The sequence below is a fragment of the Bradyrhizobium sp. B124 genome, from assembly GCF_038967635.1.
Taxonomy (GTDB): Bacteria; Pseudomonadota; Alphaproteobacteria; order Rhizobiales; family Xanthobacteraceae; genus Bradyrhizobium.
On sequence record NZ_CP152413.1, the window covers coordinates 2,399,515 to 2,415,460 of the forward strand.

14 protein-coding genes are annotated in these 15,946 nt (G+C 65.8%); 5 read left to right on the plus strand and 9 right to left on the minus strand.

Annotated elements, in window-relative coordinates:
* Positions 1–1,134 (minus strand): ABC transporter permease, encoded by a 1,134-nt coding sequence (locus tag AAFG13_RS11660; protein ID WP_212310105.1) that lies wholly within the window; start codon positions 1,132–1,134, stop codon positions 1–3.
* Between the two features lie 134 nt (positions 1,135–1,268).
* On the opposite strand from AAFG13_RS11660, the gene dgcA reads away from it, so the two are divergent.
* Entirely contained in the window at positions 1,269–2,270 is a 1,002-nt protein-coding gene (gene dgcA, locus AAFG13_RS11665) for an N-acetyl-D-Glu racemase DgcA (protein ID WP_212310106.1), read from the plus strand.
* Here the strand turns inward: dgcA and AAFG13_RS11670 are convergent.
* Entirely contained in the window at positions 2,240–3,439 is a 1,200-nt protein-coding gene (locus tag AAFG13_RS11670) for an MFS transporter (RefSeq protein WP_212310107.1), read from the minus strand. The genes dgcA and AAFG13_RS11670 overlap by 31 nt on opposite strands.
* Positions 3,440–3,514: 75 nt before the next feature.
* Here AAFG13_RS11670 and AAFG13_RS11675 point away from each other — a divergent pair, with 75 nt between their 5' ends.
* Together AAFG13_RS11675 and AAFG13_RS11680 are read left to right on the plus strand one after the other, a co-directional pair.
* Entirely contained in the window at positions 3,515–4,804 is a 1,290-nt protein-coding gene (locus AAFG13_RS11675; RefSeq protein WP_342712067.1) for a hypothetical protein, read from the plus strand.
* Between the two features lie 138 nt (positions 4,805–4,942).
* The gene (locus tag AAFG13_RS11680; RefSeq protein ID WP_342712068.1) at positions 4,943–6,502 is read left to right on the plus strand and encodes a caspase family protein; all 1,560 of its coding nucleotides are present in this window, start codon (positions 4,943–4,945) and stop codon (positions 6,500–6,502) included.
* 74 nt (positions 6,503–6,576) lie between these two features.
* Here the strand turns inward: AAFG13_RS11680 and AAFG13_RS11685 are convergent, their stop codons facing one another.
* From AAFG13_RS11685 to thiD, 4 genes are all read right to left on the minus strand, one after another.
* Positions 6,577–7,566 (minus strand): threonine/serine dehydratase, encoded by a 990-nt coding sequence (locus AAFG13_RS11685; RefSeq protein WP_092115464.1) that lies wholly within the window; start codon positions 7,564–7,566, stop codon positions 6,577–6,579.
* Positions 7,567–7,608: 42 nt separating this feature from the next.
* The gene (locus AAFG13_RS11690; protein WP_342712069.1) at positions 7,609–8,700 is read right to left on the minus strand and encodes a glycosyltransferase family 1 protein; all 1,092 of its coding nucleotides are present in this window, start codon (positions 8,698–8,700) and stop codon (positions 7,609–7,611) included.
* On the minus strand, positions 8,697–9,509 hold the full coding sequence (locus tag AAFG13_RS11695) for a UDP-2,3-diacylglucosamine diphosphatase (protein ID WP_342712070.1): 813 nt from the start codon (positions 9,507–9,509) through the stop codon (positions 8,697–8,699). The genes AAFG13_RS11690 and AAFG13_RS11695 overlap by 4 nt, the downstream gene beginning before the upstream one ends.
* A 332-nt stretch (positions 9,510–9,841) precedes the next feature.
* Entirely contained in the window at positions 9,842–10,639 is a 798-nt protein-coding gene (thiD, locus tag AAFG13_RS11700) for a bifunctional hydroxymethylpyrimidine kinase/phosphomethylpyrimidine kinase (RefSeq protein ID WP_212310112.1), read from the minus strand.
* A 193-nt stretch (positions 10,640–10,832) separates the two neighbouring features.
* Here thiD and AAFG13_RS11705 point away from each other — a divergent pair, with 193 nt between their 5' ends.
* Complete coding sequence (locus tag AAFG13_RS11705) at positions 10,833–11,078, plus strand: Lrp/AsnC ligand binding domain-containing protein (protein WP_016845986.1); 246 nt, start codon at positions 10,833–10,835, stop codon at positions 11,076–11,078.
* 359 nt (positions 11,079–11,437) lie between these two features.
* On the opposite strand, the gene AAFG13_RS11710 is transcribed toward AAFG13_RS11705, so the two are convergent.
* On the minus strand, positions 11,438–12,367 hold the full coding sequence (locus AAFG13_RS11710) for a cytochrome c (RefSeq protein ID WP_212310113.1): 930 nt from the start codon (positions 12,365–12,367) through the stop codon (positions 11,438–11,440).
* Positions 12,368–12,533: 166 nt separating this feature from the next.
* On the opposite strand from AAFG13_RS11710, the gene AAFG13_RS11715 reads away from it, so the two are divergent.
* Complete coding sequence (locus AAFG13_RS11715; RefSeq protein WP_342712071.1) at positions 12,534–12,956, plus strand: CHRD domain-containing protein; 423 nt, start codon at positions 12,534–12,536, stop codon at positions 12,954–12,956.
* A gap of 90 nt (positions 12,957–13,046) precedes the next feature.
* On the opposite strand, the gene AAFG13_RS11720 is transcribed toward AAFG13_RS11715, so the two are convergent.
* A complete protein-coding gene (locus tag AAFG13_RS11720) occupies positions 13,047–13,493 on the minus strand; it encodes a cytochrome c (protein WP_342712072.1) in 447 nt (148 codons plus the stop codon).
* A 103-nt stretch (positions 13,494–13,596) separates the two neighbouring features.
* Positions 13,597–15,906, minus strand: a complete 2,310-nt coding sequence (locus tag AAFG13_RS11725) for a xanthine dehydrogenase family protein molybdopterin-binding subunit (protein WP_212310115.1) — start codon at positions 15,904–15,906, stop codon at positions 13,597–13,599.
* Positions 15,907–15,946 lie beyond the last annotated feature (40 nt).

Below are 15,946 nucleotides of genomic sequence, written 5' to 3' on the forward strand. Positions count from 1 at the left end.
TCACATCCCGATCGAGGCGAAGAAGATCGCGAACACGCCGTCCATCACGATCACGAAGAAGATCCCTTTCACCACCGACGCGGTGGTGTGCTGTCCGAGCGACTCCGCCGAGCCCTGCACCGCAAGTCCCTCGACGCAGGCGACGATGCCGATCACCGCGGCCATGACCGGCGCCTTGACCATGCCGACGATGAAATGGTCGATCGATATGGCATCACGAAGGCGGAGCAGGAAGGCCTCCGGATCGACGCCGCCGTAGAGCCAGGCCACCAGGCCGCCGCCATAGAGCGCGGCCATCGCGCCGAGGAAGGCCAGGATCGGCAGCGCCAATACCAGCGCCAGCATGCGCGGCAGGATCAAGACCTCGATCGGATCGAAGCCCATGGTGCGCAGCGCGTCGATCTCCTCGCGCATCTTCATCGAGCCGAGCTCGGCGGTATAGGCTGAGCCGGAGCGGCCGGCGACCATGATCGCGACCAGCAGCACGCCGATCTCGCGCAGCACCAGCACGCCCAGCATGTCGACCACGAAGATGTCGGCGCCGAACCTGCGGAAATGGAAGATGCCCTGCTGCGAGATGATACAGCCGATCAGGAAGGTGATCAGCACCACGATCGGCACCGCACGCCAGCACACCTGCTCGAGGTGATGCACCGTCGAGGTCAGGCGGAAGCTGCGCGGATGGATCAGCACCTTGCCGGCGGCGGCCAGCACCGCGCCGAGCATGTCGACGAGGCCGATGATCGTGCCGCCGACCCCGGCCACGGTGCGGCCGATCTGCTCCAGCATGCCCGTGATCGACAGCCGGTCGCTGACGACCCTGGGCGCAGGACCCACGCGGCGCACCTCGTCGACCAGGCTGGAATAATTGGCGGAGAGGCCCGCGATCTCCGCTTCGGCGCTGGCGTCGCTGAGGCTGCGGCGCAGCCGCTCGATCAGCCACGCGCCGAACGTGTCGAGGCTCGCGACCTGCGACACGTCGATGAAGATGTGGGAACGGCTGCCGCGCAGTTTCTCAGCGTCGGAGACGATCCGCTCGAGCGCGGGAGCAAAGCGGGCTGTCCAGTTGCCCGCCGCGCACAACGCCAGTCCTTCGCCTTGGGCTATCCGCTCCAGTGTCGGGTCGCCGCTCACCTTTTGCCTACCCCTCAAGCCGGCTGGCCGTTGATCTCCGGCGGCTTGCCGGATCGGCTTGTCGAATCTGCCGCTAACCAGCCATAGTTGGCTGCGCGTCGCAAGCTACGGTTCAGGAAATAGTAGACTTTAAAATGACTTCCACCCCTCCCGGAGCTATTTCCCTGACCACGCGGATCGAGCGCTGGCCGATCGCCGGGACCTTCACGATCAGCCGTGGCGCCAAGACCGAGGCTGTCGTCGTGGTGGCCGAGGTGAGCCAGGGTGGCCTCACCGGCCGCGGCGAATGCGTGCCCTACCCGCGCTATGGCGAAACGCCCGAGGCGACGCTGCAGGCGATCCAGGCGATGCAGGAGCCGCTCGCCAATGGCATGGACCGCATCGCCTTGCAGGCCAGCATGCCCGCCGGCGCGGCCCGCAATGGGCTGGATTGTGCGCTGGCGGACCTTGAGGCCAAACGCGCCGGCAGGCGGATCTGGAACCTGCTCGGCCGTCCCGCGCCCGAACCGCGCACCACCGCCTATACGATCTCGCTCGGGACATCAGAGGCGATGGCGGAGGCCACCGCGAAGGCCGCGCATCGCGCGCTGCTCAAGATCAAGCTGGGCGGCGATGGTGACGTCGCGCGGATCGCCGCCGTGCGCAAGGCGGCGCCGGCATCCGAACTCATCGTCGATGCCAATGAAGCCTGGACCGAGGACAACCTCGCCGCCAACCTTGCGGCCTGCGCCGATGCCGGCGTCACGCTGATCGAGCAGCCGCTGCCGGCGGGCAAGGACGACGCGCTGATGCGGATCAAGCGCCCGGTTGCGGTCTGTGCCGACGAGAGCGTGCATGACCGCGCCTCTCTCGAGGGCCTGCGCGGCCGCTATGACGCCGTCAACATCAAGCTCGACAAGACCGGCGGGCTGACCGAAGCGCTCGCGATGGCGGACGCCGCCCGCGCGCTCGGATTCGAGATCATGATCGGCTGCATGGTCGCGACCTCGCTCGCGATGGCGCCGGCGATGCTGATCGCGCAAGCCGCACACTTCGTCGATCTCGACGGCCCACTGCTGCTGGCCAAGGATCGCGACAACGGGCTGCGCTACGAGGGCAGCCTGGTCTATCCGCCCGACGCCGCACTCTGGGGATGATGGGTTAGCCGCTTGCGTGCCAGCCACATCACGAACCCGCCCGTCGCTGCCATCGCGGCCATCATGTCGTAAACGCCGAGCCCGAAGCGCGCATAGACCATGCCGCTGACGATTGCCGTGGTGCTCGCGACAATGCCGCCGCAGGCAGTGAGATAGCCCTGCGCGCGCGCCATCACGTGAACCGGCACGTGATGCACCATCAGCCCCATGATGCCGACCTGGGTCAGGCCGAAGCTCAGCCCGTGTCCGAGCTGGACCGCGGCCAGTACGGCAAGCGGCGGATCCTGCGCGGTGATCGCCCAGCGCGCCGCGGCGCTGGCGGCCGCGATCATCACCAGGACGGCCGATGGCAGCGTGAAGCGCGGCGAGGCCGCAAACAGCACGATCTCGGCGATCACACCGAGCACCCAGAGGGCCGCGATCGTCAGGCCGCTGAAGCCGGCCTGCTGCCAGGCAATCGATGCGAAGATGTAATAGGCGCCGTGGCTGCCCTGGATCAGCGCCGAGGACACGATGATGGCGAGGAAGGTCGGATTGCGCAGCAGCCGCGGCGCGCCGGCCGCCGGCGCGGCTGCGGCCGCTGGGCGGCCGAGCGGCCGCAGCGTCAGCCCGACCAGCGCGCCGAGCACGGTCACGGCCGTGATGATCCAGATCAGATCGACCTCGGCGACATAGCGGAGCAAGAACCCGCTGATCAGTGCGCAGACCGCGAAGGCGGCCGAGCCCCAGAGCCGCAGCGGTCCGTAGCTCAGGCCGAATTGCCTGACGCTGCGCAGCGCGTAGGCGTCGGTGAGCGGCACCATCGGCGTCCAGACGCAGCAGGTCAGCGCATAGACCGCGAGCAACACGAACGGCTGGTGCTGGGTACCGATCACGGCAAAGCCCACCGCGGTGGCGAATCCCGTGGCGATCATCGCACCGCGCAGCATCTGGCGGCGCTCCGCGGCCGCGGTGACCAGCGGCAGGACGGTGAAGCGCGTCACCGGCGGCACCGCCGTGATGAGGCCGATCCAGGTGGCATCGATCCCGATCGCCTTCAGCCACACCGTGAAAAATGGCAGGTGGACCCCGGTCATCCCGAACGTCGTGGCGTAGAATGCCGCGAGGCTGCGCGCGAATCGCCGCGGCGCAACTTTTGCTGCGATGGGGATTTGTGATTCGGAAGACATCAATTCAATTGCGATTCGCGCGATATCGTGGTGATCGTTAGCGTAACGCGCAGTGATTTGCGCGGAGAGATTGTGATGGCCGAAGAAGCATTCGCCCTGTCGCCGATTTCCGCCCGCGCGGCCCTGCCGAGCGAGGAGGACTATGCTGCGATCAGCGCGGCCTTCATGGAGACCTCGCGGGGCCGCTGGTTCCTTGGCGAATACGCCAAGCGCAACCGCAATGCCGATACCCGCATGGTGCTCGATGCCGTGGCGCGGATCGAGGACAGCCTCAGCGCGCAGCGGCAAGCCGCCGCAGCGGCCATCAGGGACGAGCAGCTGGCGCAGGCGCTGGGCGCCCTGCGCGGCGCGATCGAGGCCGCCCAGGCCTCCGCCATCGCGGCGCTCGACGGCATCAGCTTCGAACCAAACCTCGCGCCGGTGCGCAAGGGCGTGCGGGTGATTCGGGAAATCTCCTGGCGGCTGCGCGAGATCGGCAATGACGGCCGGATCTGCGACATCATCGATTCGCAGGCCAGCGCGATCGAGGCCGGTGCAACCCAGGTTTCGATGGACGACGCCAAGGCCGTGCTGGATGCCGCCTTCGCGGCGCTGGCCCGCCGGCTCAGCGAATTCGATCCGGACAAGGCGCAAACGCCTGCGGCCGAGCCGGATGTGGCCGAAGCACCGGTTGCGGAACCGCCCGCTGCTGCCCCCTCGCCGCAACCGGTGGCCGAAAGCGCTGCCGCCGAAAGCCCTGCGCCCGATGCCACCATGGCCGCCACGCCGTCGGTGCCGCCTCAGGAGGCCGTTGCAACGCCGAGCACTGAGGGTGGCACGGCCGCGACGCCGGAGCCGAGCGAAGCCTGGCTCAAGGCGGAGGCCGCGCTGGCCGAAGCCGAAGCCGCAGAGCTCGCCCGCGTCACCGAGGCCGCCGCTGACGCCCAGGACGAAGCGGTGCTCGACCTCATCGCGATGGAGATGGGCGCGCCCGATCCGATCGACGAAGAAGCGATCGCCGAAGAGATGCACCTTGCCGAGGAGATGCGCGTCGCCGAGGCGATGGCTGACGAGCCCGAAATGGTTGCACCGGCCATTCAGCCCGAGCCCGCACCGGCGCCCGAGCCGAAGGTCGAGGTCAAGGTCGAGCCGCCACCGATTGCTCCAGCACCGATTGCTGCAGCACCGGTTGTCGTGGCTCCGGCAGCCGTGCCGCGGCCTCTCCCGCCCGCCGTCGAGGCTGCCGCAGCTCCCGCATCGGAAGTGTCACTCGGCTCGACCATCATCGCGAGCGGCCTCCTGAAAAAGCCGAGCGTCGCGGCCAACGATCCTCTCGCGCCGATCCGCCGCATGAGCCAGGTCGAGAGAATAGCGTTCTTCTCGTAGACGCGACGTGTGCGCGCTGCGCACTCACCTCCCATTGACCACCCGCGCAGCGTGACCCAGCTCACGTACGGCGGACGCGTCCGCGCCTAGCTTCGCCGCGACCGGTCCAGCACCGGGACCAGCTTTTGGGAGCGCGCGATGGTCCGCCTGACATCCATCATGATATCGGCCGCATTGCTCGGCCTGTTGAGCCTCGGTGTATCGGGCACAGCATCTGCCGAGACCGACGGCATCACCGTCGGCAATGCCACGCAGGCGCCGGCGCAACCGATCGATCAAGCCGCTTCGCCGACGACGCCTGCTGTGGCACCGCCGGGCGCGCTACGCGGCCCCGAGCAGCGCGTCGCGCTCGTGATCGGCAATGCGAACTACGAGAATGCGCCAAAGCTCGCCAATCCCGGCAACGACGCGCAATCGATGGCCGAGCTGTTGAACGCTGCCGGCTTCGAGGTGATCGCCGCGACCGACCTCAGGCAAGGCGACATGGTGAAGGTGTTGCAGGATTTCTCCGACAAGGTCACGGCGCGCGGCCCCGGCACGGTCGCGATGATCTATTACGCCGGCCACGGTGTGCAGCTCGCCGGCGAGAACTATCTGATTCCGATCGATGCCAGGATCGCAACGCCGTCCGACCTCGACGGCAATGCGGTGCGCCTCGTCGACGTGATGGGCACGCTCGAGAACATCCCGAGCCGGATGCGCATCGTGGTGCTCGATGCCTGCCGCAACAACCCGTTTCCCAACGTCAATGACGCCGGCCGCGGCCTTGCCGTCGTCGATGCCCCGAGCGGCTCGATCGTCGGCTATTCGACTGCACCCGGCATGGAGGCGCAGGACGGTAGCAACGGCCACAGCCCCTACACCAACGCCTTCCTGCGTCTGGCGCGCGAGCCCAACCTGCCGATCGAGCAGCTGTTCAAGCGCGTCCGCCTGGAGGTCAACAGCACGACCGACGGCCGGCAGACACCGTGGGAGAGCTCGTCGCTGACCTCCGACTTCTATTTCTTCGGCGACACCGCCGTCGCGTCGGGCCGTGCGCCTGAAAACGGTCCGGTCGTGCAGATGGCATCGAACCTGCCGAACCGGTCGGTGCGCCAGGCCTATGACTTCGTGCTGTCGGAGGGGCGGCCGGAATACTATGAGGAGTTCATCCGGCTCTATCCGCGCGATCCGCTCTGCGACCCCATTCGCTTCCTGCTGACGAACTGGCTGCAGGTCGCGGCCTGGCACAAGGCGGTGCTTGCCAACACGCCGTTCGCCTACAAGACCTTCCACGACAATTTTGGCAACAGCCCCTACGCGCAGTCGGCGTTGAAGCTGCAGGCGCAGCCGAAAGCAATTCCGCTGATGCAGTTCACGCGGCTCTCTAGCCGTCCAGCCTTCCGGCCGATCAATGCCGGCGCGCAGGGTGCCGTCGGCAAGATCGTGACCATGCCTGCGCCTGCAGCGAAGCCGGTCGGCATGCCAAGCTCAATCGGCAAGGGCAAGGTCGCGAGCCTTCCTGGAGCCAATGCCGGCAACACCACATCGAACCGGATCATGAAGGATAACAGCGGGCAGCACTTCCGCGCCGAGCGGCAGAGCATGCAAGTCAACCGGACGGGATCGGGTGGTAGCCATACAGCGTTCCACCCAAGTCCGTCCGGCTCACATCTCGGCGGAATGGGCGGCAGCCACCGTGGCGGCTTCAGGCACTGATCAGCCGCGCTCCACAACGAAACAGGAGCAGAGCGACGACCGCCCTGCCCCTGTTTCGTTTCAAGATGCTGGTCTCAGGCGACGAGCTTCGCAAACAGGTCGGCATCGACATTGCCGCCCGAGAGCACGATGACGACATTCTTGCCCTTGGCGTCGATCCGTCCCGCCAGCAGCGCCGCGAGCCCGACCGCGCCGCCGGGCTCGACCACGAGCTTCAGCTCGCGATAGGCGAAGGCGACGGCAGCACCGACCTCGTCGTCGGAGACGCTGACGCCATTCGCGAGCAGCTTGCTGTTGATGGCAAACGTGAGCTCGCCCGGCATCATCGCCATCAGTGCATCGCAGATGGTGCGCGCCGCGACCGGATGCGCCTCGCGATGGCCGACCTTGAGCGACAAAGCGTGATCGTCATAGCCCGCGGGCTCGGCGACGATCACCTGGGCCTGCGGATACTTCGCCTTCACGGCGGTGGCGACACCTGCGATCAACCCGCCGCCCGAAGCCGGCGCGACCACGATGTCGGGCACAAGCCCGAGCGCGGCCATGTCCTCGGCGATCTCGCGGCCCGCAGTACCCTGGCCTGCGATCACGAAGGGATCGTCATAGGGGCGCACCAATGTCGCACCACGCTTGCTGGCGATGCCATTGGCGATCGCCTCGCGGTCGTCGCGATCGCGATCGTACAGCACGACCTCGGCGCCGTAGGACTTGGTCCGCTCACGCTTGGTGATCGGCGAGTCCGCAGGCATCACGATGGTCGCCTGCATGTTGAGGATCTTTGCCGCCGCGGCGACGCCCTGGGCGTGGTTGCCCGAGGAGAACGCGACGACGCCCCCGCTCCGCTTGTCCTGCGGAATCGAGGCGAGCTTGTTGAAGGCGCCGCGGAACTTGAACGATCCGGTCCGTTGCAGCATCTCGGGCTTGAGGAAGACCTGGGTGCCGACGCGTTCGTTGAGAACGGGGAAAGTCAGGAGCGGCGTGCGCACCGCGAACGGCGCGACCACCCTTGCAGCGGCATCGATGTCCGCGGCAGCGACGGGTGGATTGAGAGTGATGTCCGTCATCCACGATTTGTATCGCGGCGGCGGGTAACCCGGCAAGACGCTTTAGCGTGAGTTTGGCTGAGGCGCCGGCAAGGCCGCGAAATGGTGCTCTTCGGCGCCGAATTCGAGCGCCTCGCCCTCGCCGTCGGGCGCCACGGGGCGGACGTTCATGCAGCGGTCGATGAACACCCGGGCCGACGCCTGCCAGGTGTGGAGCGCGGCGAAATCGACGCAGGCCTGCCGCGGGATGCTGAGCGCCTCCAGACAGGCGTGGCGCAGATCCTCGTCGAGCACCCCGACCGGCGCCGCGCCGATCACGTCGCGGGGACCGGTGACCGGAAAAGCGGCAACCGGCAGGCCGCTGGCCAACGCTTCAAGCAGCACCAAACCGAACGTATCGGTGCGGCTGGGGAAAACGAACACATCGGCCGCGGCATAGATTTCGGCCAATTCTTCCCCATGGCGGGCGCCGAGGAAGAGGGCTTCCGGATATTTCCGCTCCAGCGCCGCCCGCGCCGGGCCGTCGCCGACCACCACCTTGGTGCCGGGCAGATCGAGATCGAGGAACGCCTCGAGGTTCTTCTCCACCGCCACCCGGCCGACGCTGAGATAGACCGGCTGCGGCAGGCAGAGATCGACATCGCGCGGGTGGAACAGCGCGGTATCGACGCCGCGCGACCACAGCACCACGTTGCGGAAGCCGCGCTGGCGCAGTTCGGCGGCCAGCGCCGGGGTTGCCGCCATCACCGCCCGGCTCGGCTTGTGGAACCAGCGCAGCGCGCGCCACACCCAGGCTTCCGGAACGGGCGTGCGTGCCGAGACGTATTCGGGAAAGCGGGTGTGGAAGCTCGTCGTGAACGGCAGGCCGTGCTTGCGGCAATAGCGGCGAACCGACAGCCCGATCGGGCCTTCGGTCGCGATATGGATGCTGTCGGGCCTGGCAGCCTCGATCAGGCTTGCGACCTTGGCCTGATAGGGCAGCGCCAGCCGGAGATCGCGATAGCTCGGCATCGCGAAGGTGCGGAACTCGTCCGGCGTCAGGAAGCTCACCTCGACGCCGAGCGATTTCGCCGCCTGTGCCATCATGGTCAGCGTGCGGACAACCCCGTTGACCTGGGGATGCCACGCATCGGTCGCGACCAGGATATGCGTCATGCAGCGCGTGCCGTCACTCGCGGAACTGGCGCGATCCGGCGCACCGGGTCGGTCCAGGTGATGATCTCGAAATGGCCGTCCTCGTGCTCGGCGAGCGCCGTGCAGCTCTCCACCCAGTCGCCGCAATTCATGTAGCGGATGCCGTGCTCGTCATGGATCGTCGCGTAGTGGATGTGGCCGCAGATCACGCCGTCACAGCCATGACGCCGCGCCTCGCCGGCCAGCGTCGCCTCGAACGCGCCGATATAGTTCACGGCCTTCTTGACCTTCAGCTTGGCCCATTGCGACAGCGACCAGTAGGGAACGCCGAACATCTTGCGGAAGAAGTTGACGAAGCGATTCATCTGGATCGCTAAGTCGTAGGCCTTGTCGCCGAGATGGGCGAGCCAGCGCGCATTCTGCACCACGAGATCGAAGATGTCGCCGTGGATCACGAGGTAGCGCTTGCCGTCGGCGCCAGTGTGAACGGTATTCTCCACCACGTCGATGCCGCCGAAATGCGTGCCGTAATATTTGCGCAGGAACTCGTCGTGGTTGCCCGGGACGTAGATCACCTTGGCGCCCTTGCGCGCCTTGCGCAGCATCTTCTGCACGAAATCGTTGTGGGTCTGCGGCCAGTACCAGTTCGACTTCAGCGCCCAGCCGTCGACGATATCACCAACGAGGTAGATCGTGTCGGCATCGTGGGAGCGGAGGAAGTCCAGCAGGCGGTCGGCTTGCGAACCGCGGGCTCCGAGATGAACATCGGAGATAAACAAAGTGCGAAAGCGCCGCTCGGGGCTTTCTTCACTCAAGGAGTCACTTCCCATGCCTGTGCACCTAACAGATTCCTGTGACAAGGCGATGACGATCCCCGCGACCCAAGGCCTCACTAACAGTTAACGAGAATCAGCAGCACGCCCCTCCAGTGCGGATAACAGCGGCGTGCGACAATCTGGCGACATGGATGGACGCGGCTGTGCGGAACAGGCGTTGTGTTGCCTGCATATCGCGGGGGGAACAATGCGCATTCAAAGAGGCGATGGATGGGTAGCCCGGATGAAGCGCAGCGTAATCCGGGGTCTTGCGTCCGCGGATGATCTGTTCCCGGATTTCGCTGCGCTTCATCCGGGCTACAAACTTCAGCCGGGCTACAAGAGCGTCAGTAATATTTGTGGAAGTGGTGCACCGGCCCGTGGCCGTGGCCGACGGCGAAGCGATCGGCGGCGGCGATCGCATCCGTGATCCAGGCCTTGCCGTTGCGCACGGCGGTCTCCATCGCCTCGCCTTTCGCCAGTCCGGCGGCGATCGCCGATGACAGCGAGCAGCCAGTGCCGTGCGTGTTGGCGGTTGCGATGCGCGGCGCCGCGAGCGCGATGCTTTGCTCGCCATCGATCAGATAGTCGATGCTCTCCGCGCCGTGCCCATGGCCGCCCTTGACCAGCACCGCGCGACATCCCATCGCCAGCAATTGCCTGCCCTGTCGCTCGACGTCGGCCTCGTTCGAGGCGACCGGCTCGTTCAGCAGCGCCGCCGCTTCCGGCAGGTTCGGCGTGATCAGCGAGGCCAGCGGAAATAGCATGGTCTTCAGCGCATCGACCGCCTCGGCCGCCAGCAGCCGATCGCCCGAGGTTGCGACCATCACCGGATCCAGCACGACATGCCGCGGCGCCCAGCGCTTCAGCCCGTCGGCAATCGCCGCGATGGTCTCGACCTGCGCCACCATGCCGATCTTGACCGCGCCGATTTCGAGGTCGGAGAACACCGCATCGATCTGCGCCGTGACGAACGAAGCGGGCACCGGATGGATGCCGCTGACCCCCGTGGTGTTCTGCGCCGTCAACGCCGTGATCGCGGAGGCGCCGTACACCCCGAACGCGGCAAAGCTCTTGAGGTCGGCCTGGATGCCCGCCCCGCCCGAGGAATCCGAACCGGCAATAGTGAGCGCAACCGGCGTCATTGCGCGGTACCGGCGGTTGGGACGAATGAGATCATGACGAACAAGCTCATGGCCTGTCCTAGCCCGGCCGCCCATCGGCAGCAAGTTCGGCTGACTTTACCGCGAGTTGGCCTTGTTGCCCCGTTGCCTTGCCCCCTTGCCTTGGCGGCCGGTTTTTGGCCTATAGTCGCGGAAATCCCCGGAGACGACTTTGATGGTTCCTTTCTTCGTCCAGATCAAATGCAAGCTCGGCCAGTCCTACACCGTCGCCAACGCGCTGGCGGAAGCCGAGATTGCGTCCGAGATCTATTCCACCGCGGGCAATTACGATCTGCTGGTCAAGTTCTACGTCGACCACGACACCGACATCGGCCATTTCATCAACGAGAAGGTTCAGGTGATCCCGGGCATCCAGGACACCCTCACCATCATCACCTTCAAGGCGTTCGGCGCGAAGTAGGACGCCCCAACACAAGCGTGCTGTAAACTCCTCAACCTGAGAGGATGTGAGGCTATATCCTCGTCCACCGCTGTCATCGCCCGGCTGTGCGCAATTGCGCACATGGACCGGGCGATCCAGTACACCGCAGCCTCTCGGCTCTAGCACTGCGCTCTCTGGAATACTGGATCACCCGCATGCGCGGGTGATGACACTGAGCAAGCTGAGCAATCACCCGTCATCCCCGCGCAAAGGTTTCGCCTTTGTCGCTGGAGGAGCCCGCATGGCGGGCGTCTCGAAGGATGCAGGCCATAGACCTGGGCCTCATGGTTCGAGACGCACGCTCCATGCTCCTCACCATGAGGAGCCGAGGCGCAGGACTACGACTCCTTCTCCTTCTTCACCGGCTTCGGCGGTCCCTCGACCGGCGGCAGCGACTTGATGTATTCGGCGATCGCGTCGCGATCGGTCGGCGAGAGCTGCGAGGTGTTGCGGATCACGCGCACCATCGATCCGCCGGCGCTGTCGCCGTCCGGCGTCTGTCCGCTCTCGAGGAAATAGGCGATATCCTTCGCGCTCCAGTCGGCGATCCCCCGCGGCGTGATGTTGGGCACCCAGCCTTCGCCTTCGGGATTCGGGCCACCGGCGAAGCGCTGCGAAGTGATGATGCCGCCGAGCAAATTGCGCGGGCTGTGACACTCGGCGCAATGGCCGAAGCTGTTGACGAGATAGGCGCCGCGATACCAATGCGCCGAGCGGCTCGCATCCGCGACGAACGGCTTGCCGTCCATGAACAGGAATTTCCAGACACCGACATTGCGCCGGATGTTGAAGGGAAACGGCAGATCGTGGTCGCGCACCTTGCCGGCGACCGGCGGCAAGGTCCTCAGATAGGCGAACAGGTCGCGCACGTCATTGAGCCTGGCGTGCTGATAGGATGTGTAGGGAAACGCCGGAAAATAGTGCGTCCCCGACGGCGAGGTGCCCTTCATGACCGCGGTGACGAAATCAGCCTCGCTCCAGCGGCCGATGCCGTCGTTCGGGTCGGGCGAGATGTTCGGCGCATAGAAGGTACCGAACGGCGACGGTATCGCGAGGCCGCCGCCGAGCCTGGTGCGATCGTCCTGCTTCGGCACCGCATGGCAGGAGGAACATCCTCCCGCATTGAACGTTGTGAGCCCGTTGGCCAGATTGGGCTGGTAGGCGGGCAGCGCGCTCGCGGCAACGGTCGCGGGGATCGTCAGCCACCAGAACACACCGAAGCCGATCAAGCCGGCCAAAGCGGCCAGGAGGAGAATTCGTCGCAACATTCACCGATCCGTCATTGGTCGCGTCAGTTCATCAACCAGTATGATGGCAACCGATCGCACAAGCTCGCATCAAATTTGCCGCACTCACGATCATTTTGGGAATAAATCCGGAGAGCCGCGGTTTGAAGATTTGCAACCATCGTGTGACGTCAAAGGGGAGAGAACCATGCCAAACAAGACCTTGCTTGCCACACTAATATTGGGCGCCGCAATCGCGCTCGCCGGTCCGGCCTTTGCCGAGAAGCTGCAGGCCAAATTGGACGGCAAGTCCGAAGTGCCTGCGACCACCAGCGCCGGCACCGGCACCGCCGACATCGACTACGACGCGGCCACCAAGAAGCTCAGCTGGAAGCTGACCTATTCCGGCCTCTCGGGCCCGGCGACCGCCGCGCATTTCCACGGCCCCGCCGAGGCCGGCAAGAATTCCGGTGTCGCGGTTGCCATCCCGAACGCGACGTCGAGCCCGGTCGAGGGCAGCGCGACGTTGACCGACGCGCAGGCCGCCGATCTTCTCGCCGGCAAGTACTATGTCAACGTCCACACCGCAGCCAACCCGGGCGGTGAGATCCGCGGCCAAGTGACGAAGTAGACCTCACGAAGTAAACTTCAACAAGAAACGGCCGACACAACAAAGGGCGGATGCTTCACGGCATCCGCCCTTTGATCGACCGAATGGCGATCAGCCCTTCTTGAGGCGATAGGTCTCGTGGCAGCCGCCGCACTGCTTGCCGATCACGGTCAGCTCGGCCTTCAGCGTGTCGACATCCTTGATCTTGCCCTTGGCGTCAGCGACGGATTTGGCAAAGCTCGCGATGTGCTGCTCGAAGCCGGCCTTGTCTTCCCAGATCTTGGGCCCGGCGGAGTAATCGCCTTCCGTCTTGAGGCCCTTGCTGCTTTCAGGGAACAGCGTCGGCAGCTTCTTGGCGGTGTCCTCGAACTTCGCCAGCGCGGCCTCGACCGTTGCCTGGTCGTAGGGCTTCTCGCCCTTGATGATGGCGCCGAGCGCACCGGCGTTCTTGCCGGTTTCCTTCATCTGGGCCTGGGTCTGCTTGACCTGATTCTGGTCGGCCACGACCGCACCCGCACTCAACGCAAGCATCGCTGCAACGACGACAATCCGCTTCATCGGCAAAACCCCTCAATCCTGCTCTGTCCCGGTCCGCAGGTACGCGGCCGGCCTGGTTTGCAAACACCGCAGGCGGAATCTTCATTCCGCCTGCGACAATTTATCAGAGATTATGGCGGCGCTGCGCCTCGCGGATCGCGATCCAGACCCGCTCCGGCGTGGCCGGCATGTCGATATGGTCGATCCCGAACTCGCGATGCAGCCCCTCGACGATCGCGTTGACGACCGCCGGGCACGAGCCGATCGCGCCGGCCTCGCCTGCGCCCTTGACGCCAAGCGGGTTGGTCGTGCACGGCACGTTGTGGGTCTCGAACACGAAGGACGGCCCGTCGGCGGCGCGCGGCATCGCATAGTCCATGAAGGTGCCGGTGACGAGCTGACCGTCGGTTGGGCTGTAGACCGCCTGCTCCATCAGCGCCTGCCCGATGCCCTGCATCGCGCCGCCATGAACCTGGCCTGCGAGCATCAGCGGATTGAGCGTGACGCCGAAATCGTCGACGATGACGTAGCTGACGATCTTGATGATGCCGGTGGCGGGATCGATCTCGACCTCGGCGAGATGCGTGCCGTTCGGATAGGTGCCGTCGGCGCTGGCGAAGGTCGCGCTCGAGTTCATCTTCGACGTATCGCCGCCGGGACGCTTGGCGAGATCGGCAAAGCTGACCGAGCGGTCGGTGCCGGCGATGCGGATGCGGCCGTCGGCGATTTCGAGGTCGCCGGCGCCGGCCTCCAGCGCCTGCGCCGCAAGCTCCTTCAGCTTGTTGCCGAGCTCGTGCGTCGCCCGCTGCACGCTGACGCCGCCGGACGGAATCGATGCCGAACCGCCGGTGCCGAGGCCGGTCGCGATCTTGTCGGTGTCGCCCTGCAGGACATGGACGCGCTCCGGCGGTACGCCGAACTGCTCGGCGACGATCTGCGCATAGGCGGTCTGGTGGCCCTGCCCGCTCGACTGCGTGCCGATCAGGATCGAGATGTCGCCGTTGGGATCGAGCGCCACATTGGCGGTCTCCTCGCCCATGGTGCCGCAGACCTCGACATAGCTCGCCATGCCGATGCCCCGCACCAGGCCGTCCTTCTTGGCAGCCTTGGCGCGCTTCGGAAACTCCTTCCAGTTGGCGATCTCCATCGCGCGCTTCATATGCGCGACGAAGTCGCCGGAGTCGTAGACCTTGCCGGTTGCGGTCGTGTAGGGCAGCGACTTCGGCGGAATGAAATTCTTCCGCCGGATGGCATCCGGCGTCATGCCGAGCTTTCGCGCAGCAGCATCGACCAGCCGCTCGATCACGTAGGCGGCCTCCGGGCGGCCGGCGCCGCGATAGGCATCGACCGGCACCGTGTTGGTGAACACGGTGCGGACGCGGCAGTGGAAGGCCTTGATGTCATAGAGACCCGGCAGCATGCCGGCGCCGCCATGCGGAATGTAGGGCGCGAACGTCGAGAGATAGGCACCCATGTCACCCATCAGATCGACATCCATGCCGAGGAATTTGCCGTCCTCGGCGAGCGCCATCTTCGCGGTGGTGAGGTTGTCGCGGCCCTGCGCGTCGCCCATGAAATGGTCGGAGCGCTCGGCGGTCCATTTGACGGACTTCTTGAGCTTGCGCGCCGCGACCGAGATCAGCGCATATTCGCGATAAGGAAACAGCTTGGTGCCGAAGCCGCCGCCGACATCCGGGCAGATCACCCGCATGTTCTCCTTCGGCATCTTCAGGATCATGTCGCAGAGGATCTCGCGCAGACGGTGGCTGCCCTGGCTGCCGATCGTCAGCGTCAGGTGATCCTTCCTGGCGTCGTATTCGGCGACCGCGGCGCGGGTCTCCATGAAATTGGTGATGACGCGCGGATTGACGATGGTGATCTCGGCCACCGCATGCGCCTTGGCGAACGCGGCCTCGGCGGCGCCCTTGTCGCCGATCGAGACGTCGAACAGCAGATTGCCGGGCTTGTCCGGCCACACCTGCGGCGCGCCCTTCTTCACCGCATTGATCAGGCCGGCCACCGCCGGCAGTGGCGTCCACTTGACGTCGATCGCCTCGATCGCGTCGCGGGCGTGATCGACGGTATCGGCGACCACGAAGGCGATCGCGTCGCCGACATGGCGTACCTCATCCTTGGCGAGGATCGGATAAGGCGGTGCGGTGAACGGATCGGTTTCGAGATTGAACAGGCACGGCAGGCCGCCGAGCTCGGCGACATCGGCCGCGGTCAGGATCAGCGCCACGCCGGGCATGCCGCGGGCCTTGCCAGCATCGATCGTGTAGGTCGCGTGCGCATGCGGCGAGCGCAGCATCAGCGCGTGCAATGCGGGAGACGGGGCGACGTCGTCGGTATAGCGGCCCTTGCCGCGAATCAGAGCGTCATCCTCCTTGCGCCGCACACTTTGTCCGACGCCGAACTTGATGGGAGCTGCCATCGTCTCTCCAATTTCCTTGGTTGTTTGCGCGCATATTGGC

What these genes read in the sequence shown, in the direction of transcription:
- dgcA (WP_212310106.1), top strand. Translation starts at nt 1,269, where the DNA reads ATGACTTCCACCCCTCCCGGAGCTATTTCCCTGACCACGCGGATCGAG.
- AAFG13_RS11670 (WP_212310107.1), bottom strand. Translation starts at nt 3,439, where the DNA reads ATGTCTTCCGAATCACAAATCCCCATCGCAGCAAAAGTTGCGCCGCGG.
- AAFG13_RS11675 (WP_342712067.1), top strand. Translation starts at nt 3,515, where the DNA reads ATGGCCGAAGAAGCATTCGCCCTGTCGCCGATTTCCGCCCGCGCGGCC.
- AAFG13_RS11680 (WP_342712068.1), top strand. Translation starts at nt 4,943, where the DNA reads ATGGTCCGCCTGACATCCATCATGATATCGGCCGCATTGCTCGGCCTG.
- AAFG13_RS11685 (WP_092115464.1), bottom strand. Translation starts at nt 7,566, where the DNA reads ATGACGGACATCACTCTCAATCCACCCGTCGCTGCCGCGGACATCGAT.
- AAFG13_RS11690 (WP_342712069.1), bottom strand. Translation starts at nt 8,700, where the DNA reads ATGACGCATATCCTGGTCGCGACCGATGCGTGGCATCCCCAGGTCAAC.
- AAFG13_RS11695 (WP_342712070.1), bottom strand. Translation starts at nt 9,509, where the DNA reads ATGGGAAGTGACTCCTTGAGTGAAGAAAGCCCCGAGCGGCGCTTTCGC.
- thiD (WP_212310112.1), bottom strand. Translation starts at nt 10,639, where the DNA reads ATGACGCCGGTTGCGCTCACTATTGCCGGTTCGGATTCCTCGGGCGGG.
- AAFG13_RS11705 (WP_016845986.1), top strand. Translation starts at nt 10,833, where the DNA reads ATGGTTCCTTTCTTCGTCCAGATCAAATGCAAGCTCGGCCAGTCCTAC.
- AAFG13_RS11710 (WP_212310113.1), bottom strand. Translation starts at nt 12,367, where the DNA reads ATGTTGCGACGAATTCTCCTCCTGGCCGCTTTGGCCGGCTTGATCGGC.
- AAFG13_RS11715 (WP_342712071.1), top strand. Translation starts at nt 12,534, where the DNA reads ATGCCAAACAAGACCTTGCTTGCCACACTAATATTGGGCGCCGCAATC.
- AAFG13_RS11720 (WP_342712072.1), bottom strand. Translation starts at nt 13,493, where the DNA reads ATGAAGCGGATTGTCGTCGTTGCAGCGATGCTTGCGTTGAGTGCGGGT.
- AAFG13_RS11725 (WP_212310115.1), bottom strand. Translation starts at nt 15,906, where the DNA reads ATGGCAGCTCCCATCAAGTTCGGCGTCGGACAAAGTGTGCGGCGCAAG.